The sequence below is a fragment of the Pseudomonas sp. GW821-FHT09D08 genome (assembly GCF_059416305.1).
In genome coordinates this window covers 229,779-253,929 of record NZ_JBWKOX010000004.1, presented here as the reverse complement: position 1 = coordinate 253,929, position 24,151 = coordinate 229,779, and the positions used below count along the sequence as shown (strand labels likewise).

The following is a 24,151-nucleotide window of genomic DNA, read 5'->3' as shown; positions in this document are numbered from 1 at the left end:
TTGCCCGCATGTCTGACGCGTTATGGGCGGCCCGCATGGGCGATGCGCTCTCCCACACTTCGATGATGGCCGACATCCTCGGCGGTGTGTTGGAGGTAGCGGCCAATATTGCGATCACCGCCGTGGCGACTGCGGCGGTGGTTGCCGCCACCGGGATTACCGTGGCCACCGGCGGGCTCGGCTGTTTCCTGCTGGGCGCCGTGGTAGGCACGATTGTCGGCCTGGCCATGAGCAAGACCGGGGCGGACAAAGGCTTATCGAATTTATGCGAGAGCTTCAGCAACGCCCTGTTCCCGCCTACGGTGCAGGCGAACATCCTCACCGGTTCCACCAATACCCTCACCAACAGTATTCCGGCCGCTCGCGCCGCCGGGGCGATCAGTTCTCACGTCGCACCTGCCGGCACTGAACTGGAAGAACCCGCGCCCGAGCCGGAAGCCAGCTACCTGGACATGGCCGAGAGTTTCTTCTCGCAGATGTGGCGCCCTACGGTTGCCACACCTGCCCCCGGCGCCGAACCCAAGCCGCTGGATCTGGTCACGTGCATGAAGCATCCGCCGATGCCGCCGCAGTTTCTGGCCGAGGGGTCGGAAAAAGTCACCATCAATGGCCAGCCGGCAGTGCGCAGCGGTGACCGCAGCACCTGCGATGCAACGGTGGTGTCGTCGGGGCTGATTTCCTCCAACGTGACCATTGGCGGCGGTTCGGTGGTGGTGCGCGAGATTCGCAGCGGCAAGACGCCGGGCGTCGGGCTGGCGGTGACGGCGTTGTTGATGCTCAAGGGCGGCAAGGGCAAGTTCTTCAGCAAGCTGCCGTGCATGTTGATCGGCGGCGCGACCTCGATGGCCGTGAGCAGCGCGATGGGGGCGATGGCCAATGCGGCGATGGGTTCTTCGAACCCGGTGCATGCGGCCACCGGCGCCAAGGTGCTGGGCGGCGATGATGAGCTGGATTTTGTCCTGCCTGGCATCCTGCCGATTGATTGGCAACGCTTCTACAACAGCCGCGACGAACGCACGGGCAGCCTGTTCGGTGCGGGTTGGAGCGTGCCGTATGAGGTGTGCGTCGAAATTCGTCCCCATCCCGAGGGGGGCGAAACGCTGGTCTACACCGATGAGCAGGGCCGGCCTATCGACATGGGCAGTATTCCCCTGGGCGGCGCGGTGTTCAGCGCCGGTGAAGGGCTGGCCGTGCGCCGACACCTCAATGGGCAGTTGCTGATCGAAAGCGATGACGGGCTGTATCGCTTATTTGAGCCTTCCGCCAACCCGGCGTTGCTGCGCCTCAGCCAGCTCGGCGACCGCAACGACAACCGCATCCATGTTGATTACGACGAAGCCGGGCGGCTGATCCGGCTGCGCGATACGTACGACCTGGTGCAAGTGGAGTTGATCCGCGATCAAGGCCACGTGGCGCGGCTCGAACGCCTTTACCCCGATCAGCGCCGCGAAGTACTGGTCAGCTATGACTATGACACCGCTGGCAACCTGGCGCTGGTGCGCGACGCCACCGGCCAGGTGCAGCGGCGCTTCAGCTACGACAGTGGTCGGCGAATGGTGGAGCATCAGTTGCCCACCGGATTGCGTTGCTTCTACGAATGGGCGTTGGTTGACTGCTTGGAGTGGCGGGTTGTCCGGCACTGGACCGATGAGGGCGACGCGTACCAGTTCGACTATGACTTGAAGGCCGGGCTCACTCGTATCACCGACGGTTTGCAGCGCGTCAGTACGCGGCATTGGAACACGCAGCACGAGATCATTCGACACAGCGATAATCTCGGGCAGACCTGGCTATTCGAATGGAACGACGAACGCCAACTGCTCAGCGCCACCGATCCGTTGGGTGGGCGCTATGAATACAGCTACGACGAAGCCGGCAACCTGATCGGCGAGAGCGACCCGTTGGGCCGCAGCGATTCGATTCTGTGGCTCGAACATTGGGCGCTGCCGCTGATGGAAACGGACGCCGCCGACAACAGTTGGCAGTATCGCTATGACCCGCGTGGTAACTGCATCGCCGAAACCGATCCGCTGGGCTACGTCACCCAATATCGCTACGACGCCCATGGACAGCCAGTAGAAATAATCGATACCACCGGCAAAAGCAAAAAGCTGCGCTGGAATCCATTCGGGCAATTGGTTGAGCATATCGACTGTTCGGGTTATCCGACGCGTTTCAGTTATGACGAGCGTGGGTATTTGCAGGTCATTACTGATGCGCTGGGTGAGCGCACGCTATTCATCCATGACGCCCAGGGTCGCTTGCTCAGCAGCCAACTGCCGGACGGGCGTACCGAGCACTACCAACGAGACGTCAGCGGCCAACTGCTGGGTTATACCGACCCGGCCGGGGACACCACTCTCTACCAGTACAACCGTCGTGGCCAGGTCAGCCAGCGCACCGACGCCCATGGTCGACAAGTGCAATTCGGTTATGACAGCTATGGGCGCCTGCAAGCGCTGATCAACGAGAACGGCGAACGTTATCGGTTTGCCTGGGACGCCGCAAACCGACTGGCAGAGCAACAGGACCTTGACGGCAGCGCCAAGCGCTACGACTACGACCCGCTGGATAATATCACCACGGTGACTGTAGTCCCTGCACCTTACGGGAATGGCTTGGCGGTGGTTCCCGAAACGCCACCCGCCCGCATCGCTCACCGGCTGGCGCGCGATGCGGTCGGCCGATTGGTTGCAAAAACCACCGACGATGGCCGCACCGACTACAGCTACGATGCTGTGGACCAGCTTACGGCAGTGACTTTCACCGACGTGCAAGGCAATACCCAAGCCCTGGGCTTCGCCTACGACGCCCTCGGTCAATTGCTGGCCGAACAGAGCTCAGCAGGCAACCTGCAACACCACTACGACGAGCTCGGCAACCTAATCCAGACCCAACTGCCTGACGGCCGCTGGCTCAATCGCCTGTACTACGGCAGCGGCCACCTGCACCAGATCAACCTCGACGGCCAGGTGATCAGCGACTTCGAGCGCGACCGCCTGCACCGCGAGGTCCTGCGTACCCAAGGCCAGCTCAGCACCCGCAGCGAATACGACCGCAGCGGCCGACTGCGCTCACGCCAACGCCGCCTGGTGAGTCAGCCTTCGTTAATGCCGGCAGCAGCGCGAAAACAGTTCGAGTACGACCCCGCTGACAACCTGATCGGCAAACTCGACCAGCAACCCGCCGCGCAACACCGCCAACTGCTGCACTACGACGCCACCGGCCGCATCATCGCCAGCCAGGACAGCCTGCACGGCCAGCGCGAAACCTTCGCGTATGACGCCGCCGCCAACCTTCTGGACGGCCCGCAGGCCGGTGCCGGGTTGGTGGTGCACAACAAGCTGCTGACGTATCAAGACAAGCGTTATCGCTATGACGCCTTTGGGCGAATGGTCGAAAAGCGCAGCGCCAAACGCGGTGTACAGCGATTTGCGTATGACGCCGAGAGTCGGTTGATCGAAGTACGCAATGAAAACGGCAGCGTGGTCAGGATGACCTATGACCCGCTGGGCCGGCGCATTGAGAAGACTGAGCATGGCAAGGATGGGTATCCGCTGGGGGAAACCCGATTTACCTGGGATGGTTTGCGGTTGTTGCAGGAGCATAAGCACAGCCAGACCAGTCTTTATGTCTACGAAGATGACGGCTACGAACCCTTGGCGCGGGTCGATGGCGCTGGGCCGTTACAGAAAATTCGTTACTACCACAACGACCTCAATGGCCTGCCGGAACAGCTGACAGACGCGGATGGGCATAGCGTCTGGCAGGCAACGTATCGGGTGTGGGGCAACACCCTGGAAGAGGTGCGCGAGCCTTATTACATTGAAGAGCAGAACCTGCGGTTCCAGGGGCAGTACCTGGATCGGGAGACAGGGCTGCATTTCAATACGTTCAGGTTTTATGATCCAGATGTGGGCCGGTTTACGACGCCGGACCCGATTGGATTGGACGGCGAGCTCAACCTCTACCAATACGCACCCAACCCCATTGCATGGTTAGATCCTTGGGGGTGGAAGACCTGTGGCGCTGCAAACGGAAACTCCAGACAAAATAACAAGCCAAACCACGTTTATGTCATCCGTAACAAAACGACTGGCCAGGTACATAAATACGGCATTAGCGGCGGGAAAATTTCTAAGAACGGCAAGTCTTACCGCGCTGAATCTCAGGTGCGCAAACTCAACAAACCACCCGGCTCTGATAAATACGAGTCAGCTATCATCAGGAAAAATGTAACGAGAACCAAGGCATTGAAGGTTGAGCAAGGTAGAGTAAATGGCTACTCGGTAGCCGCTCAAAGAGCCGGCCAAACACCTACGTTCCCAAAAGTTGGTATCAATCCAGTGGGTAACTCACTACCCAACGCGACGAGATAGAGATTCTGATGAGCAAATATTTATCAACACTTGAGATTGCCTCTCCTTCCGAGCGTCTGCAGCCCCACAGCATCCGCGAGGCAGCCGTACTCTATATTTATCTCCTTGCAACTAAGTGCAAGATACCCACTGGCGGAGTTGCCAAAATAATTCTTCAGCCAACGTCTGTTGAGGCGGAGCAGACACTCGCGAATGTTTGCACCTATTCCCACCCATTCAAACACCTGAATGAGTTACCTGCGAATGCTTCAGAGAGCGCAATTCGCCAGTCGTTAATCGAAGATATTCATGAAGCGCTTTTATCATTGGCGGTGCTTAAGGGCTGGGATACCGATCCGATACATAAGTTGCACGCCGAGATCATCAAGCGTGAGTATCAATTTTCAGGCACTGCAGGGCGGCCCCAAAAAAACCCATCCAATACACTGTCCGCGACTGCTGCCTGGCGCACGGATCGGTACATTAATATCGGTGTTTTGGTACAGGGCGCCAAAGACACACCTGAGAGATTTTTTACCGCTGCGCGAATCGGTATTGCTTTGGGCCTTTTTGAGTCACTGATAGGGGCTGTTGAGTGGGTAGATGATCAAACGGTCAGGCTCTTCCAAGCAAACAAGCGCGACTATTGGGACATTGATGTAATCACCCAAACCGTGGAATTTCACTTCCCACGAGCCGACTCCGGCGACGCTCATGGCCAATTTGACTTGGCGAAAATGTACATCGATGGATGGATAGTAGATCAGGACATTGAACAAGCCAGGAAGTGGCTGGAGCGCTCAGCCGAACAAGGTTTTCCACGCGCGATTAAGCTCTTGCAGCGCATGAATGACGGCACTGAAAATCTTGCCGACCCCGTGATGAACAGCAAAAAATGACCCTGTGGCGATAAATTTTCCCCACAGGAAAAGAACATGAGTGTCCTCGACAAAGCATTTAAAGAACTGCGTAACTATAAAGGACTATAAAAGACACCCTGATGAAACCGCCCAGCGCTGCATCGTCGTGCCGTTTCATGTCACAGACCCCAAGCAGGTGGAAGTAGCCTCGGCGTCCGAAAAATTCAACGTTACGCTGGATCTGGAGAAGCGCGACTATGCGTTGTACTTCGAGGTCTGCGAAGGCGACGAGATTTTCTACAAGATCACCTTGGTCCCAACTGACACCAAAGTCGCTGCCAAGTACCTGCTGGACGATCCGTGGGGTGGCGAGAAAGACCAGGAACTCGTCGAAGGCATTCGTTAAAGCACTTAATAAGCGGCCACAAAAAAAGGGCACCCGACCCAGTCGGCGTGCCCATTTTCCTACCACCCCGCCCCCTGTCGAGACGGCACTGCTTACGCGTTAACGGTGTCTTTAAGCGACTTGCCCGGCTTGAACGCAACGGTGTTGCTCGCCTTGATCTTCACAGGCTCACCGGTTTGCGGGTTTTTGCCGGTGCGGGCGCCACGGTGGCGTTGCAGGAAGGTGCCGAAGCCCACCAGGGTGACGCTGTCCTTGCGGTGCAGGGCGCCGGTGATTTCTTCGAGAACGGCGTTGAGGACGCGGTTGGCCTGTTCTTTGGTGAGATCCGCTTTTTCAGCGATGGCGGCTGCGAGTTCTGGTTTACGCATATGTGAAGCCTCTTTGACGGTTTTTTGTTGTTATGTCCGTGCTGCTCGTCTGTGGAGCAGCGCCCAAAGCGCCGCAGGCTCTACTCTGCGGCAGACGGGAGTGAGGATGGCATGCCCTCGCACGCTCCGCCAGTCTCGCGGCGACCTTTCTCGGGGGAAAAACGTGCTTATTCCGACAGAACGACCGGTATTTACGCCAGCAACGGCGGAAGTTCTTTGTTGAGGGCAAGTTTTTCCATCACGGCGCTGCCGGTCAGCGCGTAACCCAGCAGGCGGCCGCTGGCGTCGCGGCACAGGGCCTTGATGTCGGCGCCCTGGCCTTCGACGCTCCACACCCCTTCGGTACCCCGTGGCGGTGGCGAAACCACCAGCGGGCAGACCGGGGTTTTCACGGTGACCGGCATCGGGCCATAGCTGACAGCTGTGGCGTTGCCGGCCAGGGTCTGGGCCAGGGCACGGGCGCAGCTCATCAGCGGCATGACGTACAGCAGGTTGAGGCCATCGACCTCGGCGCAGTCGCCCAGGGCGTAGATATTGGCGTGGGAGGTCTTGAGGTGGCGGTCCACCATGATCCCACGGTTGGTCTGCAGACCGGCGGCGGCGGCCAGGTCGACACGCGGGCGCAGGCCGATGGCCGAGACCACCAGGTCGCAGTGCACCACTTCACCATCCGACAAGTGCGCTTCCAGGCCGTCAGCGCTGCGTTGCAGGCGATTGAGCACCGGGCCCAGGTGGAAACGCGCGCCCAGCCCTTCCAGGCCGGCCTGTACCGCTGCGGCCGCCGCCGGGTGCAGCAGGGTCGGCATCACTTGCTCGCACGGCGCCACCAGGTCGATTTCATAACCGCCGAGGATCAGGTCGTTGGCAAATTCACAGCCGATCAGGCCGGCGCCGAGCAGCAGCACGCGGCGCTTGCCGGCCGCGGCGGCGCGAAAGCGGGCGTAATCTTCGAGGTCGTTGATCGGGAAAACCAGCTCAGCCGCATCGCCTTCGACCGGTACCCGCACGGTTTCTGCGCCCCAGGCCAGGACCAGATCGCGATAGACCACCGCTTCTTCACCGATCCACAGGCGCTTGTGGCCGGGGTCGATGCCGCTGACACGGGTGTGGGTGCGCACTTCGGCCTTGAGTTGCTCGGCCATGGCGCCGGGTTCGGCCATGCTCAGGCCATCGGCTTCCTTGTTCTTGCCAAAGCCGGTGGAGAGCATGGGCTTGGAGTAGGAGCGCCCGTCATCCGCGGTGATCAGCAGCAATGGGGTCTCGCTGTCGAGCTTGCGAAACTCCCGGGCCACGTTGTAACCGGCCAATCCTGTGCCGATGATCACGACAGGTGCGTTCATTCCGTTCTCCTTGTAGTACGTCTCTGAAACTGAAAATTAGCCGATTTCGATCATTTCGAAATCCATTTTGCCGACGCCGCAGTCCGGGCACAGCCAGTCTTCCGGTACGTCCTGCCACAGGGTGCCCGGAGCGATACCATCATCCGGCCAGCCGTCTTTTTCGTCATAGATCAGGCCGCAGACTACACATTGCCACTTCTTCATTTACTTGCTTCCTCAGGGTCCAGGCAGGTTGGCCGGCGGTCGATGGATCCAGCGTTGCCGCGCGGCTCAGGGCGTTTTGTACTGATCGGGGCCGACAGATGCAAGCTTGATCGACGCAAGGCGCCGGGCCGGCCCGGCAAAAGATCAGGACACCATGGTAAGCTCGCCGCCTCTTTTGCTGCCAATACTGACGCACCGTGCCGCACTCAATCGCCCTTCCCGATGCTTGCCAATGGTTGACCCAGAGCCTCCTGAGCCCTGCGCCCGCGCCCTTGACCCTGAACTGGCTGTTCGACGAAGGCTCTCTGACCCGCCGGCTGACGTGGCTGTCCCACGATGGTTTCAGCGTGACGCCGCTGTTCGAAGGCTGGCAGCCGCTGCGCGATGATGAATGCGCGGCGCTGCGCATGCCACCGGCCAGTATCGGTTGGGTGCGCGAGGTGTATTTGCGCGGGCATGGCCAACCGTGGGTGTTCGCCCGCAGCGTGGCGGCGCGCAGTGCGTTGCAGGGCGACGGCTTGCAGATGGACGAATTGGGCAGCCGCTCCCTGGGCGAATTGCTGTTTTGCGACCGCGCGTTCACCCGCCAGGCCATCGAGGTGTGCCATTACCCTCGCCAATGGTTGCCCACCACGGACCAGGCCGACGGGCTGTGGGCGCGCCGCTCACGCTTCGATCGCGGTCCGCTGAGCGTGCTGGTAGCGGAAGTCTTCCTGCCGGCTTTCTGGCACGCGCTGCATGACCATCCGGAGAACTGCTGATGTATCAACGTCTGCTCAAATCCTTGAACCGCCTGCACCCCAGGGCCTGGGATTTCATTCAGTTGACCCGCATGGACAAGCCCATCGGCATCTACCTGCTGCTGTGGCCGACGCTGTGGGCGCTGTGGGTCGCCGGCAAGGGCTCGCCGTCCCTGGCCAACATCGTGATTTTTGTGCTGGGCGTGACGCTGACTCGCGCTGCCGGTTGTGTCATCAATGACTGGGCGGACCGCAAGGTCGATGGCCACGTGAAACGCACCGCGCAACGCCCGCTGGCCAGCGGCAGGATCCGTTCGAAAGAGGCCCTGGTGTTCTTTGCGGTACTGATGCTGATCAGCTTCCTGCTGGTGCTGCTGACCAACGCCACCACCATCTGGTTATCGCTGGGCGGCCTGGCACTGGCGGTCAGCTACCCGTTCATGAAGCGCTACACCTATTACCCCCAGGTGGTGTTGGGCGCGGCGTTTTCCTGGGGCATGCCGATGGCGTTCACCGCCGAAACCGGCCACCTGCCCGCTATCGCCTGGCTGCTCTATATAGCCAATCTGCTGTGGACAGTGGCCTACGACACCTATTACGCGATGACCGATCGCGACGACGACTTGAAGATCGGCGTCAAGTCCACCGCCATTCTGTTCGGCGATGCCGACCGTGTGATCATCCTGACCCTGCAAGGCCTGGCGCTGCTGTGCCTGTTGCTGGCCGGCTCACGGTTTGAGCTGGGGGGGTGGTTCCACCTGGGCCTGCTGGCGGCGGCAGGCTGCTTTGCCTGGGAGTTCTGGTACACCCGCGACCGGGACCGGATGAAATGCTTCAAGGCGTTTTTGCACAACCACTGGGCCGGGTTGGCGATTTTTGTCGGGATTGTGGCGGATTACGCGTTTCGCTGAGGTTTTTGCAGTGCCTGGTCGGGCCTCATCGGGGGCAAGCCCCCGATGGTTTCAGCAACGCCGCGAAATCAGGGCTTGATCACATGCCATGCCCCACCCTTGCCATCACCGCTCTTGTCACCGGCCTTGTGGTCATCCTTGTAGGTGTAGACAGGTTTGCCTTTGTAGGCCCATTGACTGGTCTGGTCATCACGGGTGATCACGGTCCAATCGCCCATTGATTTGTCGGTAGACTCCGCTTTCAGCGGCGGCCAGTTGGTCGCGCACTGGTCCTTGCACACTGACTTGCCATCGGCGTCCTTGTCGAAGGTGTAAAGGGTCTTCCCGCTGTGATCCACTAACAGACCGTTCTGGGTCATCGCCGGCTCCGCCGCGAATGCCAGTGTCGGCAGCGTCAACGCCGCCGTGACCAGCAGGGCCTTCCAGGAAAAAGTACTGTGAGTCATCGGAACCTTCCTTTTGTGGTTGTCAGGATTCGGACCCAAAGCGTAGTCCAGAGTGTCCCGAATTGCCCGAGCGACTAAATTACTGTCACACGACTGCAATAATTCCGTTATCTAATGCGGCGCAAGACAGTTAAATGACAAGAGGATTTTAGGCATGGTTGGCAGGAGCATTCTGATTGTTGACGACGAAGCGCCCATCCGCGAGATGATCGCCGTTGCGTTGGAAATGGCCGGCTATGACTGCCTGGAGGCGGAGAACTCCCAGCAGGCCCATGCCATTATCGTCGACCGCAAGCCGGACCTGATCCTGCTGGACTGGATGCTGCCCGGCACCTCCGGCATCGAACTGGCCCGCCGCCTCAAGCGCGATGAGCTGACCGGGGATATCCCGATCATCATGCTCACCGCCAAGGGCGAAGAAGACAACAAGATCCAGGGCCTGGAAGTCGGCGCCGATGACTACATCACCAAGCCGTTTTCCCCACGGGAACTGGTGGCGCGCCTGAAAGCCGTGCTGCGCCGTGCCGGCCCGACCGATGGCGAAGCGCCTATCGAAGTCGGTGGCCTGCTGCTGGACCCGATCAGCCACCGCGTGACCATCGACGGCAAGCCGGCCGAGATGGGCCCGACCGAATACCGCCTGCTGCAGTTCTTCATGACCCACCAGGAGCGTGCCTATACCCGTGGCCAGTTGCTGGACCAGGTGTGGGGCGGCAACGTGTATGTCGAGGAACGCACCGTCGACGTGCATATCCGTCGCCTGCGCAAAGCCTTGGGCGATGCCTACGAGAATCTGGTACAAACCGTGCGCGGCACCGGCTACCGGTTCTCCACCAAGGGCTGAGCCAGTCACTTTCCTTCCTTAACAGCTGACAAGGACGCATGTTTAAGTGAACCAGAACTGGCATGGCACCCTGATCCGCCACATGCTCCTGTTGATCACCGGCTGCCTGTTGGTGGGCCTGGTCAGCGGCTATTACGGCTGGAGCCTGGCCATCGGTATCGGCCTGTACCTGGGCTGGACCCTCAAGCAATTGCTGCGCCTGCATGAATGGCTGCGCCAGCACAAACCCGACGAAGCACCGCCCGATGGCTACGGCCTGTGGGGTGAGGTGTTCGACAGCATCTACCACCTGCAACGCCGCGACCAACGGGTACGCGGGCGCCTGCAAGCCGTGATCGACCGGGTGCAGGAGTCCACCGCTGCGCTCAAGGACGCGGTGATCATGCTCGACAGCGACGGCAACCTGGAGTGGTGGAACCGCGCCGCCGAGACCCTGCTGGGCCTCAAGACGCCCCAGGACAGCGGCCAGCCGGTAACCAACCTGGTGCGCCACCCGCGCTTCAAGGAATACTTCGAGCAGGACAACTACGAAGAAGCCCTGGAAATCCCCTCGCCCACCAACGACCGCGTGCGCATCCAGCTGTACCTGACCCGCTACGGCAACAACGAACACCTGATGCTGGTGCGCGACGTAACCCGCATCCATCAGCTGGAGCAGATGCGCAAAGACTTCGTTGCCAACGTCTCCCACGAACTGCGCACGCCCTTGACGGTGATCTGCGGCTACCTGGAGACGCTGCTGGACAACGTCGATGAGATCAACCCGCGCTGGAGCCGTGCCCTGCAACAGATGCAGCAGCAGGGTTCACGCATGCAGACCCTGCTCAACGACTTGCTGTTGCTGGCCAAGCTCGAGGCCACGGATTATCCGTCGGACAACCAACCGGTAGCCGTCCAGAGCCTGTTGCAGACCATCAAGAATGACGCCAAGGCCCTCTCGGGCGAGCGCGGGCAGCAGATCAGCCTGGATGCCGACCCACAGGTATTGCTCAAAGGCAGCGAGGGCGAATTGCGCAGCGCGTTCTCCAACCTGGTGTTCAACGCGGTGAAGTACACCCAGGACAAGGGCACTATCCGCATTCGCTGGTGGGCCGACGAGCAAGGCGCACACCTGAGCGTGCAGGACTCCGGCATCGGCATCGACGCCAAGCATCTGCCGCGCCTGACCGAGCGTTTCTACCGCGTCGATTCCAGCCGCAACTCCAACACCGGCGGCACCGGGCTGGGCCTGGCCATCGTCAAGCATGTGCTGCTGCGCCACCGCGCGCGCCTGGAAATCAGCAGTGTGCTGGGGCATGGCAGTACGTTCACCTGCCACTTTCCGCCAGGGCAGATGACCCGTTCGCGGCTCGTCGGAAATGACGAATAACTCAAACACAGCACAAAACCAAATGTGGGAGGGGGCTTGCTCCCGATGGCGGTGCATCAGTATCAGATATGCTGACTGACACACTGCTATCGGGAGCAAGCCCCCTCCCACAATTGGAATTGTGCTGTTTCGAATAAGGCATTCCACACCCCACCCGGCGGCACCCACTAGGCAAGCGCCCCGTCAGCCGCTACATTGGCCGACTTGCGCCTGCCTTTCAGGCCCTTCTGTCACCCCTTATTGAACACACGGAACCTGCAAAACCCAATCATGGACCCTTCCCCTGGTATCACCCTCGCCACACTCTTCGCCGATTTCGGCATGATTCTTTTTGCTCTGATCCTGGTACTGCTCAACGGTTTTTTCGTTGCGGCGGAATTTGCCATGGTCAAGCTGCGCTCGACCCGGGTCGAGGCCATCGCCCACACCAACGGCTGGCGCGGGCAGATCCTGCGTACCGTGCACAGCCAGCTCGACGCCTACCTGTCGGCCTGCCAGCTGGGTATCACCTTGGCCTCCCTGGGCCTGGGCTGGGTCGGTGAGCCGGCGTTCGCGCACATCCTCGAACCGCTGCTGGGCGCCCTAGGTGTCGAATCGCCGGAAGTGATCAAGGGCGTGTCGTTCTTTGCCGCGTTCTTCGTGATTTCCTACCTGCACATCGTGGTCGGTGAACTGGCGCCCAAGTCCTGGGCCATTCGCAAGCCCGAACTGCTGTCACTGTGGACGGCGGTGCCGCTGTACCTGTTCTACTGGGCCATGTACCCGGCGATCTACCTGCTCAACGCCAGCGCCAACGCGATCCTGCGCATCGCCGGCCAAGGCGAACCCGGCCCGCACCACGAACACCATTACAGCCGCGAAGAGCTCAAGCTGATCCTGCACTCCAGCCGTGGCCAGGACCCGAGCGACCAAGGCATGCGTGTACTGGCCTCGGCCGTGGAAATGGGCGAGCTGGAAGTGGTGGACTGGGCCAACTCCCGTGAAGACCTGGTGACCCTGGACTTCAACGCCCCGCTCAAGGAAATCCTCGCGCTGTTCCGTCGCCATAAATTCAGCCGCTATCCGGTGTATGACGCGGTGCGCAACGAGTTTGTCGGGCTTTTGCACATCAAGGACCTGCTGCTGGAACTGGCGGCCCTGGACCACATCCCCGAATCGTTCAACCTGGCCGAGCTGACCCGCCCGCTGGAACGTGTGTCGCGGCACATGCCGTTGTCGCAGTTGCTGGAGCAGTTCCGCAAAGGCGGCGCGCACTTTGCCCTGGTGGAAGAAGCCGACGGCAAGATCATCGGCTACCTGACCATGGAAGACGTGCTGGAAGTGCTGGTGGGCGATATCCAGGACGAACACCGCAAGGCCGAGCGCGGCATCCTCGCCTACCAGCCTGGCAAACTGCTGGTACGGGGCGATACGCCGCTGTTCAAGGTGGAACGCCTGCTGGGCGTCGACCTGGACCACATCGAGGCCGAAACCCTCGCAGGGCTGATCTACGACACCCTCAAACGGGTGCCGGAAGAGGAAGAAGTGCTGGAGGTTGAAGGCTTGCGGATCATCATCAAGAAGATGAAAGGGCCGAAGATCGTGCTGGCCAAGGTCCTGCTGCTGGATTGACCCTCAATTGCCCAATGCAAAATTGGGCAATGTCCCGACCGGCTGGTTGAATTCGTAAGGAATCGACACCAGCCCGGCCGCGGTACTCTGTTGCACCACAAAGTGCAGGTGCGGCCCGCTGCTGTTGCCGGTATTGCCCGACAACCCCAGCGCGCTGCCCACCGCCACACGCTGCCCCGGCCTGACACTCACCGAGCCTTGCTTGAGGTGCAGGTACACACCCTGGGTGCCGTCATCGTGCTGCACGCGCACGAAATTGCCTGACGCATCGTTGCCGCGTCCGATCTGGCTATTCTCGATTTTCATCACCACACCGCTGCGTGCCGCGATGATCGGCGTGCCTTCGGGCATGGCGATGTCCATGGCGTAGCGGCTTTTGGCGTCGGTGTGGCTGAAGCTGCCGTTGGGGCCTTGGGTCAAGCGGAACGGGCCGCCACGCCAGGGCAAGGGGTAGCGGTAGGCTTGTCGCGGGTAAACGGGTTTTGGCCTGTAGAGTACCGGCAGCTGTACGCGCTCGACCCTACGTTCCTGGATCACGAACGCCTGGGCGCCGGGGGTTTGCCGATCGCTGAAAAACACCATGCCGTTGGCATCGGTGGATTTGTACAGGGTCATGGCCTGGGTCGAATTGGCGACCAAGGCCAATATGCAGGACAGCAAAAGGCGAAGGAGCATGGCGCGAACCTGCCGGAGTGAATGAACAGCAAGCTAGCAAGGGATCATGACAATCCCGGGGCACGCCCCTTCGGACTGAAGGTCAGGCCCCCGGCACAAAATGCTTCTGCGCCGTACCGCGCGCAATCAGGCGAGAGATGTAGTCAAGCTTCTGCGCATCCTGGTCGATAAAGCGGAAGGTCAGTTGCAGCCAGTCACTGTCCGGCTTGGGTTCGAAGGCGACGATGGCGTGCAGGTAGCCGTTCAGACGCGCCACCTCGGCGTTGTCGCCCTGTTCCAGGTCGAGCACGGCACTTTCCAGTACCTGAGGCAGGACTTCACCGCGACGCACCACCAGCAGCGCTTCCTTGATGCTCAGTGCCTTGATCACGCATTGCTGGGTGCCGCTGGACAGGCGCAACTGGCCCTGGCCACGGCCGCCAGTGGGTGCAGCGCCTGGCGCTTGGACCGGCGGGGCGTTGTTAAGCAGGCCTTTGCTTGGCGCAGAGGCAGCCGCCGCAACGGGGGCTGCACGTACGGCTTCGGGCTTGCCACCGGTCAGGGCACTCAGGGAATCATTGCCGAAGGCCGAGTTCATCTTGGTCGGCGCACTGGCGACCAGGGCGTCGAGGCGACCGACCTTGTGCAGGGCTTGCTTGACCTTGTTCAGCAGTTGCTCGTTGGTGAACGGTTTGCTGACGTAACCGGAAACCCCGGCCTGGATCGCCTGGACCACGTTCTCTTTGTCGCCACGGCTGGTCACCATCACAAACGGCATGGCCTTGAGGTGCGGTTGCTCGCGGCACCAGGTCAACAACTCCAGGCCCGACATCTCCGGCATTTCCCAGTCGCACAGCACCAGGTCGAAGCTCTCGCGCATCAGGATGGTCTGGGCCTTCTTGCCGTTTACCGCATCTTCAAGCTTGATCCCGGGGAAGTAGTTGCGCAGGCACTTCTTCACCAGGTCGCGGATAAACGAGGCGTCATCCACCACCAATACACTGACTTTACTCATCGACCCTTCATCCTATAAAAACTTCGGCACGCAAAACGCCTGACTAATGGCATTTTGCCAAAACTCTGTAGTCACGTTCGGACTTTCTTTTACCCGATTCGCAAAAAATTCAGGCGCCACAAACGAAAACGCCCGACCAGAGGCCGGGCGTTAATTTCTCGGGCAACCTTACTTATCGTCAGGTTCGCCCGGAACATTAGGGATTTGATCGGCTGAACCCTCAACTTCGGCCTTCATGCGCTTGAGGCCCATGTGCCGTACGTCGGTACCGCGCACCAGGTAGATCACCAGTTCCGAGATATTGCGCGCGTGATCACCGATCCGCTCCAGGGAGCGCAACACCCAGATGATGCTCAAGACCCGCGAGATAGAGCGCGGGTCTTCCATCATGTAGGTGGCCAGCTCACGCAGGGCGGTCTTGTATTCACGGTCGATGACCTTGTCGTACTGCGCTACCGACAATGCCAGCTCGGCGTCAAAGCGCGCGAAGGCATCCAGGGCATCCCGGACCATGTTGCGCACCTGGTCGCCGATATGACGCACTTCCACATAACCGCGCGGCGCTTCACCCTCTTCGCACAGCTGGATGGCGCGGCGGGCAATCTTGGTGGCTTCATCGCCGATCCGCTCGAGGTCGATCACCGACTTGGAAATGCTGATGATCAGGCGCAGGTCGGATGCCGCCGGCTGGCGACGGGCGAGGATGCGCAGGCATTCTTCGTCGATGTTGCGTTCCATCTGGTTGATCTGGTCGTCGATCTCGCGCACTTGCTGGGCCAGGCCAGAGTCGGCCTCGATCAGCGCAGTGACGGCGTCGTTGACTTGCTTCTCCACCAGCCCGCCCATCGCCAGGAGGTGGCTGCGCACTTCCTCGAGCTCGGCGTTGAACTGCGCGGAGATATGGTGGGTAAGGCCTTCTTTGCTAATCATGTTGGCGTCCTTGGAGCGTCCGGTAAGGTGCGGAGAACCGCAGCGTCAGTGCAATCAGAACCACAGCTTCCTAGCCGTAGCGACCGGTGATGTAGTCTTCGGTCTGCTTCTTCGCCGGATTGGTGAACAGGGTGTCGGTATCGCCGAACTCCACCAGCTTGCCCATGTACATGAACGCGGTGTAGTCGGAAACCCGCGCCGCCTGTTGCATGTTGTGGGTCACGATAACGATGGTGAACTTGGACTTGAGCTCGTAGATCAGCTCTTCGACTTTCAGCGTCGAGATCGGGTCGAGTGCCGAGCACGGTTCGTCGAGCAGCAGCACTTCCGGCTCCACGGCGATGGTCCGCGCGATCACCAGACGCTGCTGCTGGCCGCCGGACAGGCCGAGTGCCGACTCATGCAGGCGGTCCTTGACCTCGTCCCACAGCGCCGCGCCTTTAAGGGCCCACTCAACCGCTTCGTCGAGGATGCGCTTTTTGTTGATGCCCTGGATGCGCAGGCCGTAGACCACGTTTTCGTAGATGGTCTTGGGGAACGGGTTAGGCTTCTGGAACACCATGCCCACACGGCGACGCAGTTCGGCCACGTCTTCGCCCTTGCGGTAGATGTTGGTGCCGTAGAGGTTGATGGCCCCGTCCACGCGGCAACCGTCCACCAGGTCGTTCATGCGGTTGAAGGTACGCAGCAGCGTGGACTTGCCGCAGCCGGACGGGCCGATGAAGGCGGTCACGCGCTGCTTGGGGATGTTCATGCTGACGTCGAACAGCGCCTGCTTGTCACCGTAATACAGGCTCAGGCCCGGTACTTCGATGGCCACGGTTTCCTGGGCCAGGCTCAGGCTCTGTTTGTCGCGACCCAGGGCAGACATGTTGATGCCGTGGGAATGGGTGTCGTGTTGCATGGTCTCACTCCGTTCGTAGCTGCACGCTTTTAGCTGCAAGCTGCAAGATTTGAGCAAAAGCGGCTTGTAGCTTGCCGCTTGTGGCGAATAGCTTTAGCTGTCCAGCGCCTTGTACTTCTCGCGCAGGTGGTTACGAATCCACACTGCCGACAGGTTGAGCGTGGCGATCACCAGCACCAGCAGCAAGGCGGTGGCGTACACCAGCGGCCGTGCGGCCTCGACGTTAGGGCTCTGGAAACCGACGTCATAAATATGGAAGCCCAGGTGCATGATCTTCTGGTCCAGGTGCAGGTACGGGTAGTTGCCGTCCAGCGGCAGCGACGGGGCGAGTTTCACCACGCCGACCAGCATCAGCGGCGCCACTTCACCGGCGGCGCGGGCCACGGCGAGGATCATGCCGGTCATCATCGCCGGGCTGGCCATCGGCAGCACGATCTTCCACAGCGTCTCCGCCTTGGTCGCGCCCAGCGCCAGGGAGCCTTCACGCACCGTACGCGGAATCCGCGCCAGGCCTTCTTCGGTGGCCACGATCACCACCGGCACCGCCAGCAGCGCCAGGGTCAGCGAGGCCCAGAGCAGGCCCGGTGTACCGAAGGTCGGTGCCGGCAGCGCTTCCGCGAAGAACAGACGGTCGACCGAGCCACCCAATACATACACGAAGAAACCCAGGCCGAACACGCCGTAGACGATGGCCGGTACACCCGCCAGGTTGTTCACGGCGATGCGGATGATACGGGTCAGGGTGTTCTGCTTGGCGTATTCACGCAGGTACACCGCTGCCAGCACGCCGAACGGGGTCACGATCATCGCCATGATCAGGGTCATCATCACGGTGCCGAAGATCGCCGGGAAGATCCCGCCTTCGGTGTTGGCTTCCCGTGGGTCGTCGCTGAGGAACTCCCAGATCTTGCTGAAGTAGAAGCCGATCTTGGTCATGTAACCCATGGCGTTCGGCTGGTAGGCATGCACCACCTTGCCGATGCCGATTTCGATTTCTTTGCCGTTGGCATCGCGGGCGGTGAGGCTGTCGCGGTTGAACTGGGTGTGCAGGTCCGCCAGGCGGGCTTCGATGTCCTTGTAGCGGTTGTTCAGTTCGGCGCGACCGCTGTCCATATCGGCTTGAGCGGTGGCGTCCAGCTTGCCTTCCAGCTCCAGCTTGCGACCGTGCAGGCGGATGCGCTCGAGGCCGGCGTTGATCGCGCCGATGTCGGACTTCTCCAGGGTCTTGAGCTGGGCCGCCAGCTTGTTCACGCGGTCCACGCGGGCTTGCAGCTCCGGCCACGCGGCCTCGCCCTCAGCGATGACCTTGCCATCCTGCTTGACGTTGACCAGGGTGCCGTAGAAGTTGCCCCACTCACGACGCTCGATGGTCATCAGGTTCTTCGGCGTGCTCTGGTCCTTCAACCACTCGCCGACGATCCAGGTGAAGTCGTTGCCGTTCAGGTCACGGTTGCCGACCTTGATCAGCTCGCGGGTCATGAACTCCGGGCCCGCATCGGGCACCGGCAGGCCCGCGCTTTTCAGGCGCTCGCGCGGCACTTCTTCTTTCTGCACCACTTCGCCGATGACGATATGGTTTTCCTGGCCCGGCACGTTGTAGTTGGCCTGGATCAGGTCGGCCGGCCAGAAGTGGCCCAGGCCACGCACGGCAATCACGGCCAGCAAACCAATGGTCATGATGACCGCGATGGACACCGCGCCACCGCTGATCCAGACGCCCGGAGCGCCGCTCTTGAACCATCCATTCAGGGAGTTCTGTTTCACAGACTTCTACCTTTCTTAAAGCGACGAGTATTTCTTGCGCAGACGCTGACGAATCAGCTCGGCGAGGGTGTTCATGATGAAGGTGAACAGCAGCAGCACCAGCGCCGAGAGGAACAGCACGCGGTAGTGACTGCCGCCGACTTCCGACTCGGGCATTTCCACCGCGACGTTGGCCGCCAGGGTGCGCAGGCCTTCGAACAGGTTCATCTCCATCACCGGCGTGTTACCGGTGGCCATCAGTACGATCATGGTCTCGCCCACGGCGCGCCCCATGCCGATCATCAGCGCCGAGAAGATGCCTGGGCTGGCGGTCAGGATCACCACGCGGGTCATGGTCTGCCACGGTGTGGCGCCCAGGGCCAGGGAACCCAGGGTCAGGCCGCGCGGTACGCTGAACACGGCGTCTTCGGCGATGGAGTAGATGTTCGGGATCACCGCAAAGCCCATGGCCAGGCCGACCACCAGGGCGTTGCGCTGGTCGTAGGTAATGCCCAGGTCGTGGGAGATCCACATGCGCATGTCGCCGCCGAAGAACCAGGTTTCCAGGTACGGGCTCATGTACAGCGAGAGCCAGCCCACGAACAGGATCACCGGGATCAGGATCGCGCTTTCCCAACCATCGGGAACCCGCAGGCGGATGGACTCAGGCAGGCGGCTGAAGACAAACCCGGCCACCAGGATGCCAATCGGCAACAGCATCAGCAGGCTGAAGATCCCCGGCAGATGCCCTTCGACATACGGCGCCAGGAACAGGCCGGCGAAGAAGCCGAGGATCACCGTCGGCATGGCTTCCATCAGTTCGATCACCGGCTTGACCTTGCGGCGCAGGCTCGGGGCCATGAAGTAAGCGGTGTAGATCGCCGCGGCAACCGCCAGTGGCGCCGCCAGCAGCATGGCGTAGAACGCCGCCTTCAGGGTACCGAAGGTCAATGGCGCCAGGCTCATCTTGGGTTCGAAGTCGGTGTTGGCGGCGGTCGATTGCCAGACGTACTTAGGTTCGTCGTAGTTTTCGTACCAGACCTTGCTCCACAACGCACTCCAGGACACTTCCGGGTGCGGGTTGTCCAGCAGCAACGGCTGCAGCTTGCCGCCGGCTTCGACGATCACGCGGTTGGCGCGCGGCGACATACCAAACACGCCCTGGCCGTCGACCACCGGATCCACCAGCAGGGTGCGGTGGGCGGTGCTGTGGAACACGCCGAACTTGCCGGAAGCGTCGAGGGCGGTGAAGCCTTTGCGCCGCTCTTCGGCGGTGATTTCCACGATGGGCGCGGTGCCCATCTGGAAGGTGCGGATCTGCTTGAAGCGCTGCTCGCCATCCGGGTCGCGGGCCATGAACCACTGGGCCAGGCCACCTTTGGAGTTACCGACGATCAGCGAGATGCCGCCCACCAACTGGGTGCTGGCGGTGACTTCGGCAGTGCCATCTTCCAGTAATTTGTAGCGACCGTTGAGGCTCTTGTCGCGCAGGCTGAACACATCCGCCAGGGCACGTCCGTTGATCACGTACAGCCATTGCTGGCGCGGATCGATGAAGATCGCCTTCACCGGCTCGGTCATTTGCGGCAGTTCGACACGCTTCTGCTCGCTGGTGACCTCACCGGTCATCATGTTTTCTTCGCGGCTCAGGGTCAGCACGTTCAAGTGCGAACCGGCCGAGCCTGCCACCACCAGCGACGAATCGGTGGCGTTGAGGGCAACATGCTCCAACGGGCGGCCGGCATCGTCGAGCACGATCGGCGTTTCACCGTAGGGGTATTCAATCGCAGGCGTGATGGTTTTCTTGCCGTCCGGGTACGACACCTTATAGGTGTGACGGAACACCAGGGACTGGCCATTGGACAAACCGAGGATCACCAGCGGGCTGCCCGGCTGGTCTTCACCGATGGAAGCCACGCTCACGCCGGGCGCAAGCGGCAGGTCGACACGCTTGAGTTCGGCACCGCTCGTGACGTCAAAGAACAGCGCCTGGCCCTTGTCGGAAACCCGCATGGCGACCTGGTTCTGCTCTTCCAGGGAGATCAACAACGGCTTGCCGGCGTCCTGCATCCAGGCGGGCGTCAGTGCGTCTTCCTTGGTCAGCGAGGCGCCTTGGAACAGTGGCGCGACCACGTAGGCGAGGAAAAAGAAGATCAGGGTGATCGCACCCAGAACGGCGAGGCCGCCCACCAGCACGTACCAACGGGTCAGGCGATCCTTGAGCGCGCGAATACGGCGCTTGCGTTGCAGCTCAGGCGTATTGAAATCAATGCGCTTGGGAGGAGAAGTTGTCGTCATGGTGGAATTGGCCAGATCATTCATGCGCACACCCTAGCGATCCTGTATGACAGAAAGATGACAGTGCAGTGACGCAACAAATCCGCCGCGAAGCAGGGCTGGCAGCGGACTAGAAAATTCGGATGCGGGGCCGGTATCCCGGCCCCGCAGAGGCAATCAGTTGCCTTCTTTCAGACCCAGGTCAGCCAGGGCCTTGGCGGCAACCTTGGCTGGCAGTGGGATGTAGCCGTCCTTGACGACCACTTCCTGGCCCTGTTTGGACAGAACCAGTTTCACGAACTCGGCTTCCAGCGGAGCCAGAGGCTTGTTCGGGGCTTTGTTGACGTAAACGTAGAGGAAACGCGACAGCGGGTATTTGCCGTTCAGGGCGTTTTCTTCGCTGTCTTCGATGAAGTCAGTGCTGCCTTTCTTGGCCAGGGCCACGGTCTTCACACTGGCGGTCTTGTAGCCGATGCCCGAGTAACCGATGCCGTTCAGCGAAGAGCTGATCGACTGCACGACCGAAGCCGAGCCGGGTTGTTCGTTCACGTTAGGCTTGTAGTCGCCTTTGCACAGGGCTTCTTCCTTGAAGTAGCCGTAGGTGCCGGATACCGAGTTACGGCCGAACAGTTGCACTGGCTTGTTGGCCAGGTCGCCGGTCACACCCAGGTCACCCCAGGTTTTCACATCGGCTTTGCCACCGCACAGGCGAGTCGAGGAGAAGATCGCGTCGACTTGTTCCATGGTCAGGTGCTGGATCGGGTTGTCCTTGTGCACGAACACGGCCAGGGCATCCACGGCAACCGGGATAGCGGTTGGCTTGTAGCCGTACTTCTGCTCGAAGGCCGCCAGTTCGGTGTCCTTCATCTTGCGGCTCATCGGGCCCAGGTTGGAGGTGCCTTCAGTCAGCGCAGGTGGCGCGGTGGCGGAGCCGGCAGCTTGAATCTGGATGTTGACGTTCGGGTATTCCTTTTTGTAACCCTCGGCCCACAGGGTCATCAGGTTGGCCAGGGTATCGGAACCGACGCTGGACAAGTTGCCCGACACACCAGTGGTCTTGACGTAAGCCGGGATTGCCGGATCAACACCTGCGGCCACCGCGTTGGCGGTCGCAACGCCAGCAGCGACAAAAGTCATTGCCGCCATCAAACGTTTCAGTTTCATGCCTTGCTCCTAGCAGATAGGGATAGTTGGATCGGGGCCAAGTATCGAGAGGCCGTGTGAACACTCTATGTCTGAAATATGACAATTGGATGAAAGGCCAGCATTGGGCGAGCATTCGCAGTTAAGAAGAAAACGGTTGGAAATACAGGCTGGAGCGGCGATATGAACGTAATGAGGCTCTGGTTTAAAAACTCTCTGCAATTGCTGATCGGAGATTTCCCACAGCTATTTAGGGTTGTGGCTCGGAACCAGCCTTACTAACCTCCCCGCGCCGCTGCAAATTCAGCGGTCGGGACTGCAGTTAAAACCTGACCCCTTCACGGCGCGCCTCAGGTTGACAAAACAAAAGCAAAGAATAGTCTTGTCAACCTAAGGAGACCTCACATGATCAATGACCGAATTCGCCGCGCAAGGTTATTGCGTGGCATGTCGCTGGAAGCACTGGCACTGCGTCTCGGCGACATAACCAAGCAAGGCCTGAGCAAATATGAAAAAGGGTTGAGCACCCCAAACTCTCAGCGCCTTCTGCAGTTGGCAAAAGCACTGGAGGTAAGCCCCGAGTATTTTTTTCGTACTCAGGCACTGCCACTCGCACCGTTGGAGTTCCGCAAGCTTGCGAAGATGCCTAAATATCGTCAGGTCCAGGTGGAGGAACAGATTCGAGAGCACCTGGAACGCTATATATCCCTTGAGGAGTGTTTCGATCCACAAGATATCAAGACTGCCGAAACCCCAGCCCAAATGCTCCCGGTCTCCTCCATAGAGGAAGCGGAACGAGCGGCGGATGAGCTCCGTAAGTATTGGGATATAGGTGAAGATCCTATTGCTCATCTGACTGAACAGTTGGAAGAGCACGGCATTAAAGTGGTGATGCTGGATGGGCCGGACGATTTCGATGGCGCTTGCGCAGCCACCCATGACGGCGAACATGTGTTGATCGCTTTAAATGCTCAGAGAGCAGGTGAACGTATTCGCTTCACCGCTGCTCATGAATTGGGTCACTGGGTGATGAAATTGCCTGATGATATGCCCGAGCGCGATAAAGAAAACTGCTGTCACCGCTTCGCAGGAGCGTTCCTTTATCCCTCTAAAAGCGTTACCGGAGATTTTGGGAATCACCAACGCTCCCGTGTCCACCCTAGAGAACTACTGATTGCTAAGCGCCAATATGGGCTCTCAATGCATGCGGCGCTCCGTCGATTGAAGGACCTCAAACTGTTAGGGGAAAGCGGCTACAAGTCCCTGACCATTCAATTCAGTAGCAATGGCTGGCGCAAAGCAGAACCTGAGCCGTTACCTTGCAAACCACCTCAGCGCTTTGAGTCACTCGTTTTCTGGGGGTTAGCGGAAAGCCTTATCACCCAATCACGAGCGGCCGAGTTACTGCGGCGTCCTGTGAGGGCTCTAGACCCCAATTTTCTAGGCTCACTGGAGAGTGCATGAGCCTGATCTATATCAGCGATACCAACATCTGGATTGATTTCAGGAACGCTGGATTGCTGGAGCATATGTTCAGGCTGCCATTTACCCTCTGCTGCACCGATTTCGTCATGCATGAGCTTGAGGATTTCCCTCATGAGGAACTGCTCGCCCAAGGGCTGGTTGTCGAATCATTTGATGAGGGAGGCGTGCAAAAACTCTTAGGACTTAAGGTCGAACACAACAACAGTTCCTTGGCCGACGTTTCTTGCTACCTGCTGGCACAAACAACCGGAAGACCCTTACTCACTGGCGATGGGAAGCTACGTCGCCAGGCAATTCGAGATGGACTGCAGGTACACGGCGCACTTTGGCTACTCGACCTCATGGTCGAACATCGAGTACTCAATGCTATTGGCGCAGCAACGGCACTCGAACGGATGCTGGCAGGCGGCGCCCGCTTGCCAGCATCAGAATGTCAAATACGGATCTCTGGCTGGAAAGTCATATGAAACTCAACTCGGATATTGAATATCCATCCAGCACTTATAAAAATTACCCTGTCCATCTGGCAAAGTAGAAAATTCA

Annotated in this window: 21 protein-coding genes; 10 read left to right on the top strand and 11 right to left on the bottom strand. The window is 60.1% G+C overall.

Annotated elements, in window-relative coordinates; translation table 11 throughout:
• Window positions 1-8: 8 nt before the first annotated feature.
• From AC07OP_RS10130 to comJ, 3 genes are read left to right on the top strand one after another with little or no spacing between them, the layout of a single operon-like run.
• Window positions 9-4,379 carry an RHS repeat-associated core domain-containing protein gene (locus AC07OP_RS10130; RefSeq protein WP_495100804.1) on the top strand — a complete coding sequence of 1,457 codons (4,371 nt, stop codon included), beginning with the start codon at window positions 9-11 and terminating at the stop codon, window positions 4,377-4,379.
• Window positions 4,380-4,387: 8 nt separating this feature from the next.
• Window positions 4,388-5,257 carry a tetratricopeptide repeat protein gene (locus AC07OP_RS10125; RefSeq protein ID WP_098480706.1) on the top strand — a complete coding sequence of 290 codons (870 nt, stop codon included), beginning with the start codon at window positions 4,388-4,390 and terminating at the stop codon, window positions 5,255-5,257.
• Window positions 5,258-5,297: 40 nt separating this feature from the next.
• Window positions 5,298-5,624 (top strand): competence protein ComJ, encoded by a 327-nt coding sequence (gene comJ / locus AC07OP_RS10120; protein ID WP_108573464.1) that lies wholly within the window; start codon window positions 5,298-5,300, stop codon window positions 5,622-5,624.
• A 92-nt stretch (window positions 5,625-5,716) separates the two neighbouring features.
• On the opposite strand, the gene AC07OP_RS10115 is transcribed toward comJ, so the two are convergent.
• The 3 genes from AC07OP_RS10115 to AC07OP_RS10105 form a co-directional block, all read right to left on the bottom strand.
• Entirely contained in the window at window positions 5,717-5,992 is a 276-nt protein-coding gene (locus tag AC07OP_RS10115; RefSeq protein ID WP_003176958.1) for an HU family DNA-binding protein, read from the bottom strand.
• Window positions 5,993-6,183: 191 nt separating this feature from the next.
• A complete protein-coding gene (locus AC07OP_RS10110; protein ID WP_495100803.1) occupies window positions 6,184-7,332 on the bottom strand; it encodes an NAD(P)/FAD-dependent oxidoreductase in 1,149 nt (382 codons plus the stop codon).
• A 36-nt stretch (window positions 7,333-7,368) separates the two neighbouring features.
• A complete protein-coding gene (locus AC07OP_RS10105) occupies window positions 7,369-7,536 on the bottom strand; it encodes a rubredoxin (protein ID WP_003213373.1) in 168 nt (55 codons plus the stop codon).
• 197 nt (window positions 7,537-7,733) lie between these two features.
• On the opposite strand from AC07OP_RS10105, the gene AC07OP_RS10100 reads away from it, so the two are divergent.
• Window positions 7,734-8,297 (top strand): chorismate--pyruvate lyase family protein, encoded by a 564-nt coding sequence (locus tag AC07OP_RS10100; protein ID WP_115485451.1) that lies wholly within the window; start codon window positions 7,734-7,736, stop codon window positions 8,295-8,297.
• A complete protein-coding gene (gene ubiA, locus AC07OP_RS10095; protein WP_495100802.1) occupies window positions 8,297-9,187 on the top strand; it encodes a 4-hydroxybenzoate octaprenyltransferase in 891 nt (296 codons plus the stop codon). The genes AC07OP_RS10100 and ubiA overlap by 1 nt, the downstream gene beginning before the upstream one ends.
• A gap of 68 nt (window positions 9,188-9,255) precedes the next feature.
• On the opposite strand, the gene AC07OP_RS10090 is transcribed toward ubiA, so the two are convergent.
• Complete coding sequence (locus AC07OP_RS10090; RefSeq protein ID WP_027608253.1) at window positions 9,256-9,633, bottom strand: COG4315 family predicted lipoprotein; 378 nt, start codon at window positions 9,631-9,633, stop codon at window positions 9,256-9,258.
• 154 nt (window positions 9,634-9,787) lie between these two features.
• Here AC07OP_RS10090 and phoB point away from each other — a divergent pair, with 154 nt between their 5' ends.
• The 3 genes from phoB to AC07OP_RS10075 all read left to right on the top strand — a co-directional run bounded on the left by phoB (window position 9,788) and on the right by AC07OP_RS10075 (window position 13,457).
• A complete protein-coding gene (gene phoB, locus AC07OP_RS10085; protein WP_003176964.1) occupies window positions 9,788-10,477 on the top strand; it encodes a phosphate regulon transcriptional regulator PhoB in 690 nt (229 codons plus the stop codon).
• Between the two features lie 82 nt (window positions 10,478-10,559).
• The gene (gene phoR, locus AC07OP_RS10080; RefSeq protein WP_256221416.1) at window positions 10,560-11,846 is read left to right on the top strand and encodes a phosphate regulon sensor histidine kinase PhoR; all 1,287 of its coding nucleotides are present in this window, start codon (window positions 10,560-10,562) and stop codon (window positions 11,844-11,846) included.
• A gap of 270 nt (window positions 11,847-12,116) precedes the next feature.
• Window positions 12,117-13,457: a hemolysin family protein gene (locus AC07OP_RS10075; RefSeq protein ID WP_098480703.1), complete on the top strand. Its 1,341-nt coding sequence runs from the start codon at window positions 12,117-12,119 to the stop codon at window positions 13,455-13,457.
• A gap of 3 nt (window positions 13,458-13,460) precedes the next feature.
• On the opposite strand, the gene AC07OP_RS10070 is transcribed toward AC07OP_RS10075, so the two are convergent.
• The 7 genes from AC07OP_RS10070 to AC07OP_RS10040 form a co-directional block, all read right to left on the bottom strand.
• Complete coding sequence (locus AC07OP_RS10070) at window positions 13,461-14,132, bottom strand: peptidoglycan DD-metalloendopeptidase family protein (RefSeq protein WP_092355908.1); 672 nt, start codon at window positions 14,130-14,132, stop codon at window positions 13,461-13,463.
• Between the two features lie 82 nt (window positions 14,133-14,214).
• A complete protein-coding gene (locus tag AC07OP_RS10065) occupies window positions 14,215-15,126 on the bottom strand; it encodes a response regulator (RefSeq protein ID WP_027608249.1) in 912 nt (303 codons plus the stop codon).
• A gap of 168 nt (window positions 15,127-15,294) precedes the next feature.
• Window positions 15,295-16,056 carry a phosphate signaling complex protein PhoU gene (gene phoU / locus AC07OP_RS10060; RefSeq protein ID WP_027608248.1) on the bottom strand — a complete coding sequence of 254 codons (762 nt, stop codon included), beginning with the start codon at window positions 16,054-16,056 and terminating at the stop codon, window positions 15,295-15,297.
• A 70-nt stretch (window positions 16,057-16,126) separates the two neighbouring features.
• On the bottom strand, window positions 16,127-16,960 hold the full coding sequence (gene pstB / locus AC07OP_RS10055; protein WP_027608247.1) for a phosphate ABC transporter ATP-binding protein PstB: 834 nt from the start codon (window positions 16,958-16,960) through the stop codon (window positions 16,127-16,129).
• Window positions 16,961-17,053: 93 nt separating this feature from the next.
• Window positions 17,054-18,724: a phosphate ABC transporter permease PstA gene (gene pstA, locus AC07OP_RS10050; RefSeq protein WP_495100801.1), complete on the bottom strand. Its 1,671-nt coding sequence runs from the start codon at window positions 18,722-18,724 to the stop codon at window positions 17,054-17,056.
• A 15-nt stretch (window positions 18,725-18,739) separates the two neighbouring features.
• A complete protein-coding gene (locus tag AC07OP_RS10045; protein WP_174562752.1) occupies window positions 18,740-20,773 on the bottom strand; it encodes an ABC transporter permease subunit in 2,034 nt (677 codons plus the stop codon).
• A gap of 384 nt (window positions 20,774-21,157) precedes the next feature.
• A complete protein-coding gene (locus AC07OP_RS10040; protein WP_016978637.1) occupies window positions 21,158-22,144 on the bottom strand; it encodes a phosphate ABC transporter substrate-binding protein PstS in 987 nt (328 codons plus the stop codon).
• Window positions 22,145-22,528: 384 nt separating this feature from the next.
• Between AC07OP_RS10040 and AC07OP_RS10035 the strand changes: the two genes are divergently transcribed.
• Both AC07OP_RS10035 and AC07OP_RS10030 read left to right on the top strand, forming a co-directional pair.
• Window positions 22,529-23,587 (top strand): helix-turn-helix domain-containing protein, encoded by a 1,059-nt coding sequence (locus AC07OP_RS10035; protein WP_495100800.1) that lies wholly within the window; start codon window positions 22,529-22,531, stop codon window positions 23,585-23,587.
• Complete coding sequence (locus AC07OP_RS10030) at window positions 23,584-24,075, top strand: PIN domain-containing protein (protein WP_495100799.1); 492 nt, start codon at window positions 23,584-23,586, stop codon at window positions 24,073-24,075. The genes AC07OP_RS10035 and AC07OP_RS10030 overlap by 4 nt, the downstream gene beginning before the upstream one ends.
• The last annotated feature ends 76 nt before the right edge of the window (window positions 24,076-24,151 follow it).

Coding starts and splice junctions, on each gene's coding strand:
- AC07OP_RS10040 (WP_016978637.1), bottom strand. CDS start 22,144: ATGAAACTGAAACGTTTGATGGCGGCAATGACTTTTGTCGCTGCTGGC.
- phoB (WP_003176964.1), top strand. CDS start 9,788: ATGGTTGGCAGGAGCATTCTGATTGTTGACGACGAAGCGCCCATCCGC.
- phoU (WP_027608248.1), bottom strand. CDS start 16,056: ATGATTAGCAAAGAAGGCCTTACCCACCATATCTCCGCGCAGTTCAAC.
- AC07OP_RS10105 (WP_003213373.1), bottom strand. CDS start 7,536: ATGAAGAAGTGGCAATGTGTAGTCTGCGGCCTGATCTATGACGAAAAA.
- AC07OP_RS10045 (WP_174562752.1), bottom strand. CDS start 20,773: ATGCAGGACGCCGGCAAGCCGTTGTTGATCTCCCTGGAAGAGCAGAAC.
- pstB (WP_027608247.1), bottom strand. CDS start 16,960: ATGCAACACGACACCCATTCCCACGGCATCAACATGTCTGCCCTGGGT.
- AC07OP_RS10125 (WP_098480706.1), top strand. CDS start 4,388: ATGAGCAAATATTTATCAACACTTGAGATTGCCTCTCCTTCCGAGCGT.
- AC07OP_RS10075 (WP_098480703.1), top strand. CDS start 12,117: ATGGACCCTTCCCCTGGTATCACCCTCGCCACACTCTTCGCCGATTTC.
- AC07OP_RS10070 (WP_092355908.1), bottom strand. CDS start 14,132: ATGCTCCTTCGCCTTTTGCTGTCCTGCATATTGGCCTTGGTCGCCAAT.
- ubiA (WP_495100802.1), top strand. CDS start 8,297: ATGTATCAACGTCTGCTCAAATCCTTGAACCGCCTGCACCCCAGGGCC.
- AC07OP_RS10035 (WP_495100800.1), top strand. CDS start 22,529: ATGATCAATGACCGAATTCGCCGCGCAAGGTTATTGCGTGGCATGTCG.
- AC07OP_RS10110 (WP_495100803.1), bottom strand. CDS start 7,332: ATGAACGCACCTGTCGTGATCATCGGCACAGGATTGGCCGGTTACAAC.
- AC07OP_RS10115 (WP_003176958.1), bottom strand. CDS start 5,992: ATGCGTAAACCAGAACTCGCAGCCGCCATCGCTGAAAAAGCGGATCTC.
- AC07OP_RS10090 (WP_027608253.1), bottom strand. CDS start 9,633: ATGACTCACAGTACTTTTTCCTGGAAGGCCCTGCTGGTCACGGCGGCG.
- AC07OP_RS10130 (WP_495100804.1), top strand. CDS start 9: ATGTCTGACGCGTTATGGGCGGCCCGCATGGGCGATGCGCTCTCCCAC.
- phoR (WP_256221416.1), top strand. CDS start 10,560: ATGCTCCTGTTGATCACCGGCTGCCTGTTGGTGGGCCTGGTCAGCGGC.
- AC07OP_RS10065 (WP_027608249.1), bottom strand. CDS start 15,126: ATGAGTAAAGTCAGTGTATTGGTGGTGGATGACGCCTCGTTTATCCGC.
- AC07OP_RS10030 (WP_495100799.1), top strand. CDS start 23,584: ATGAGCCTGATCTATATCAGCGATACCAACATCTGGATTGATTTCAGG.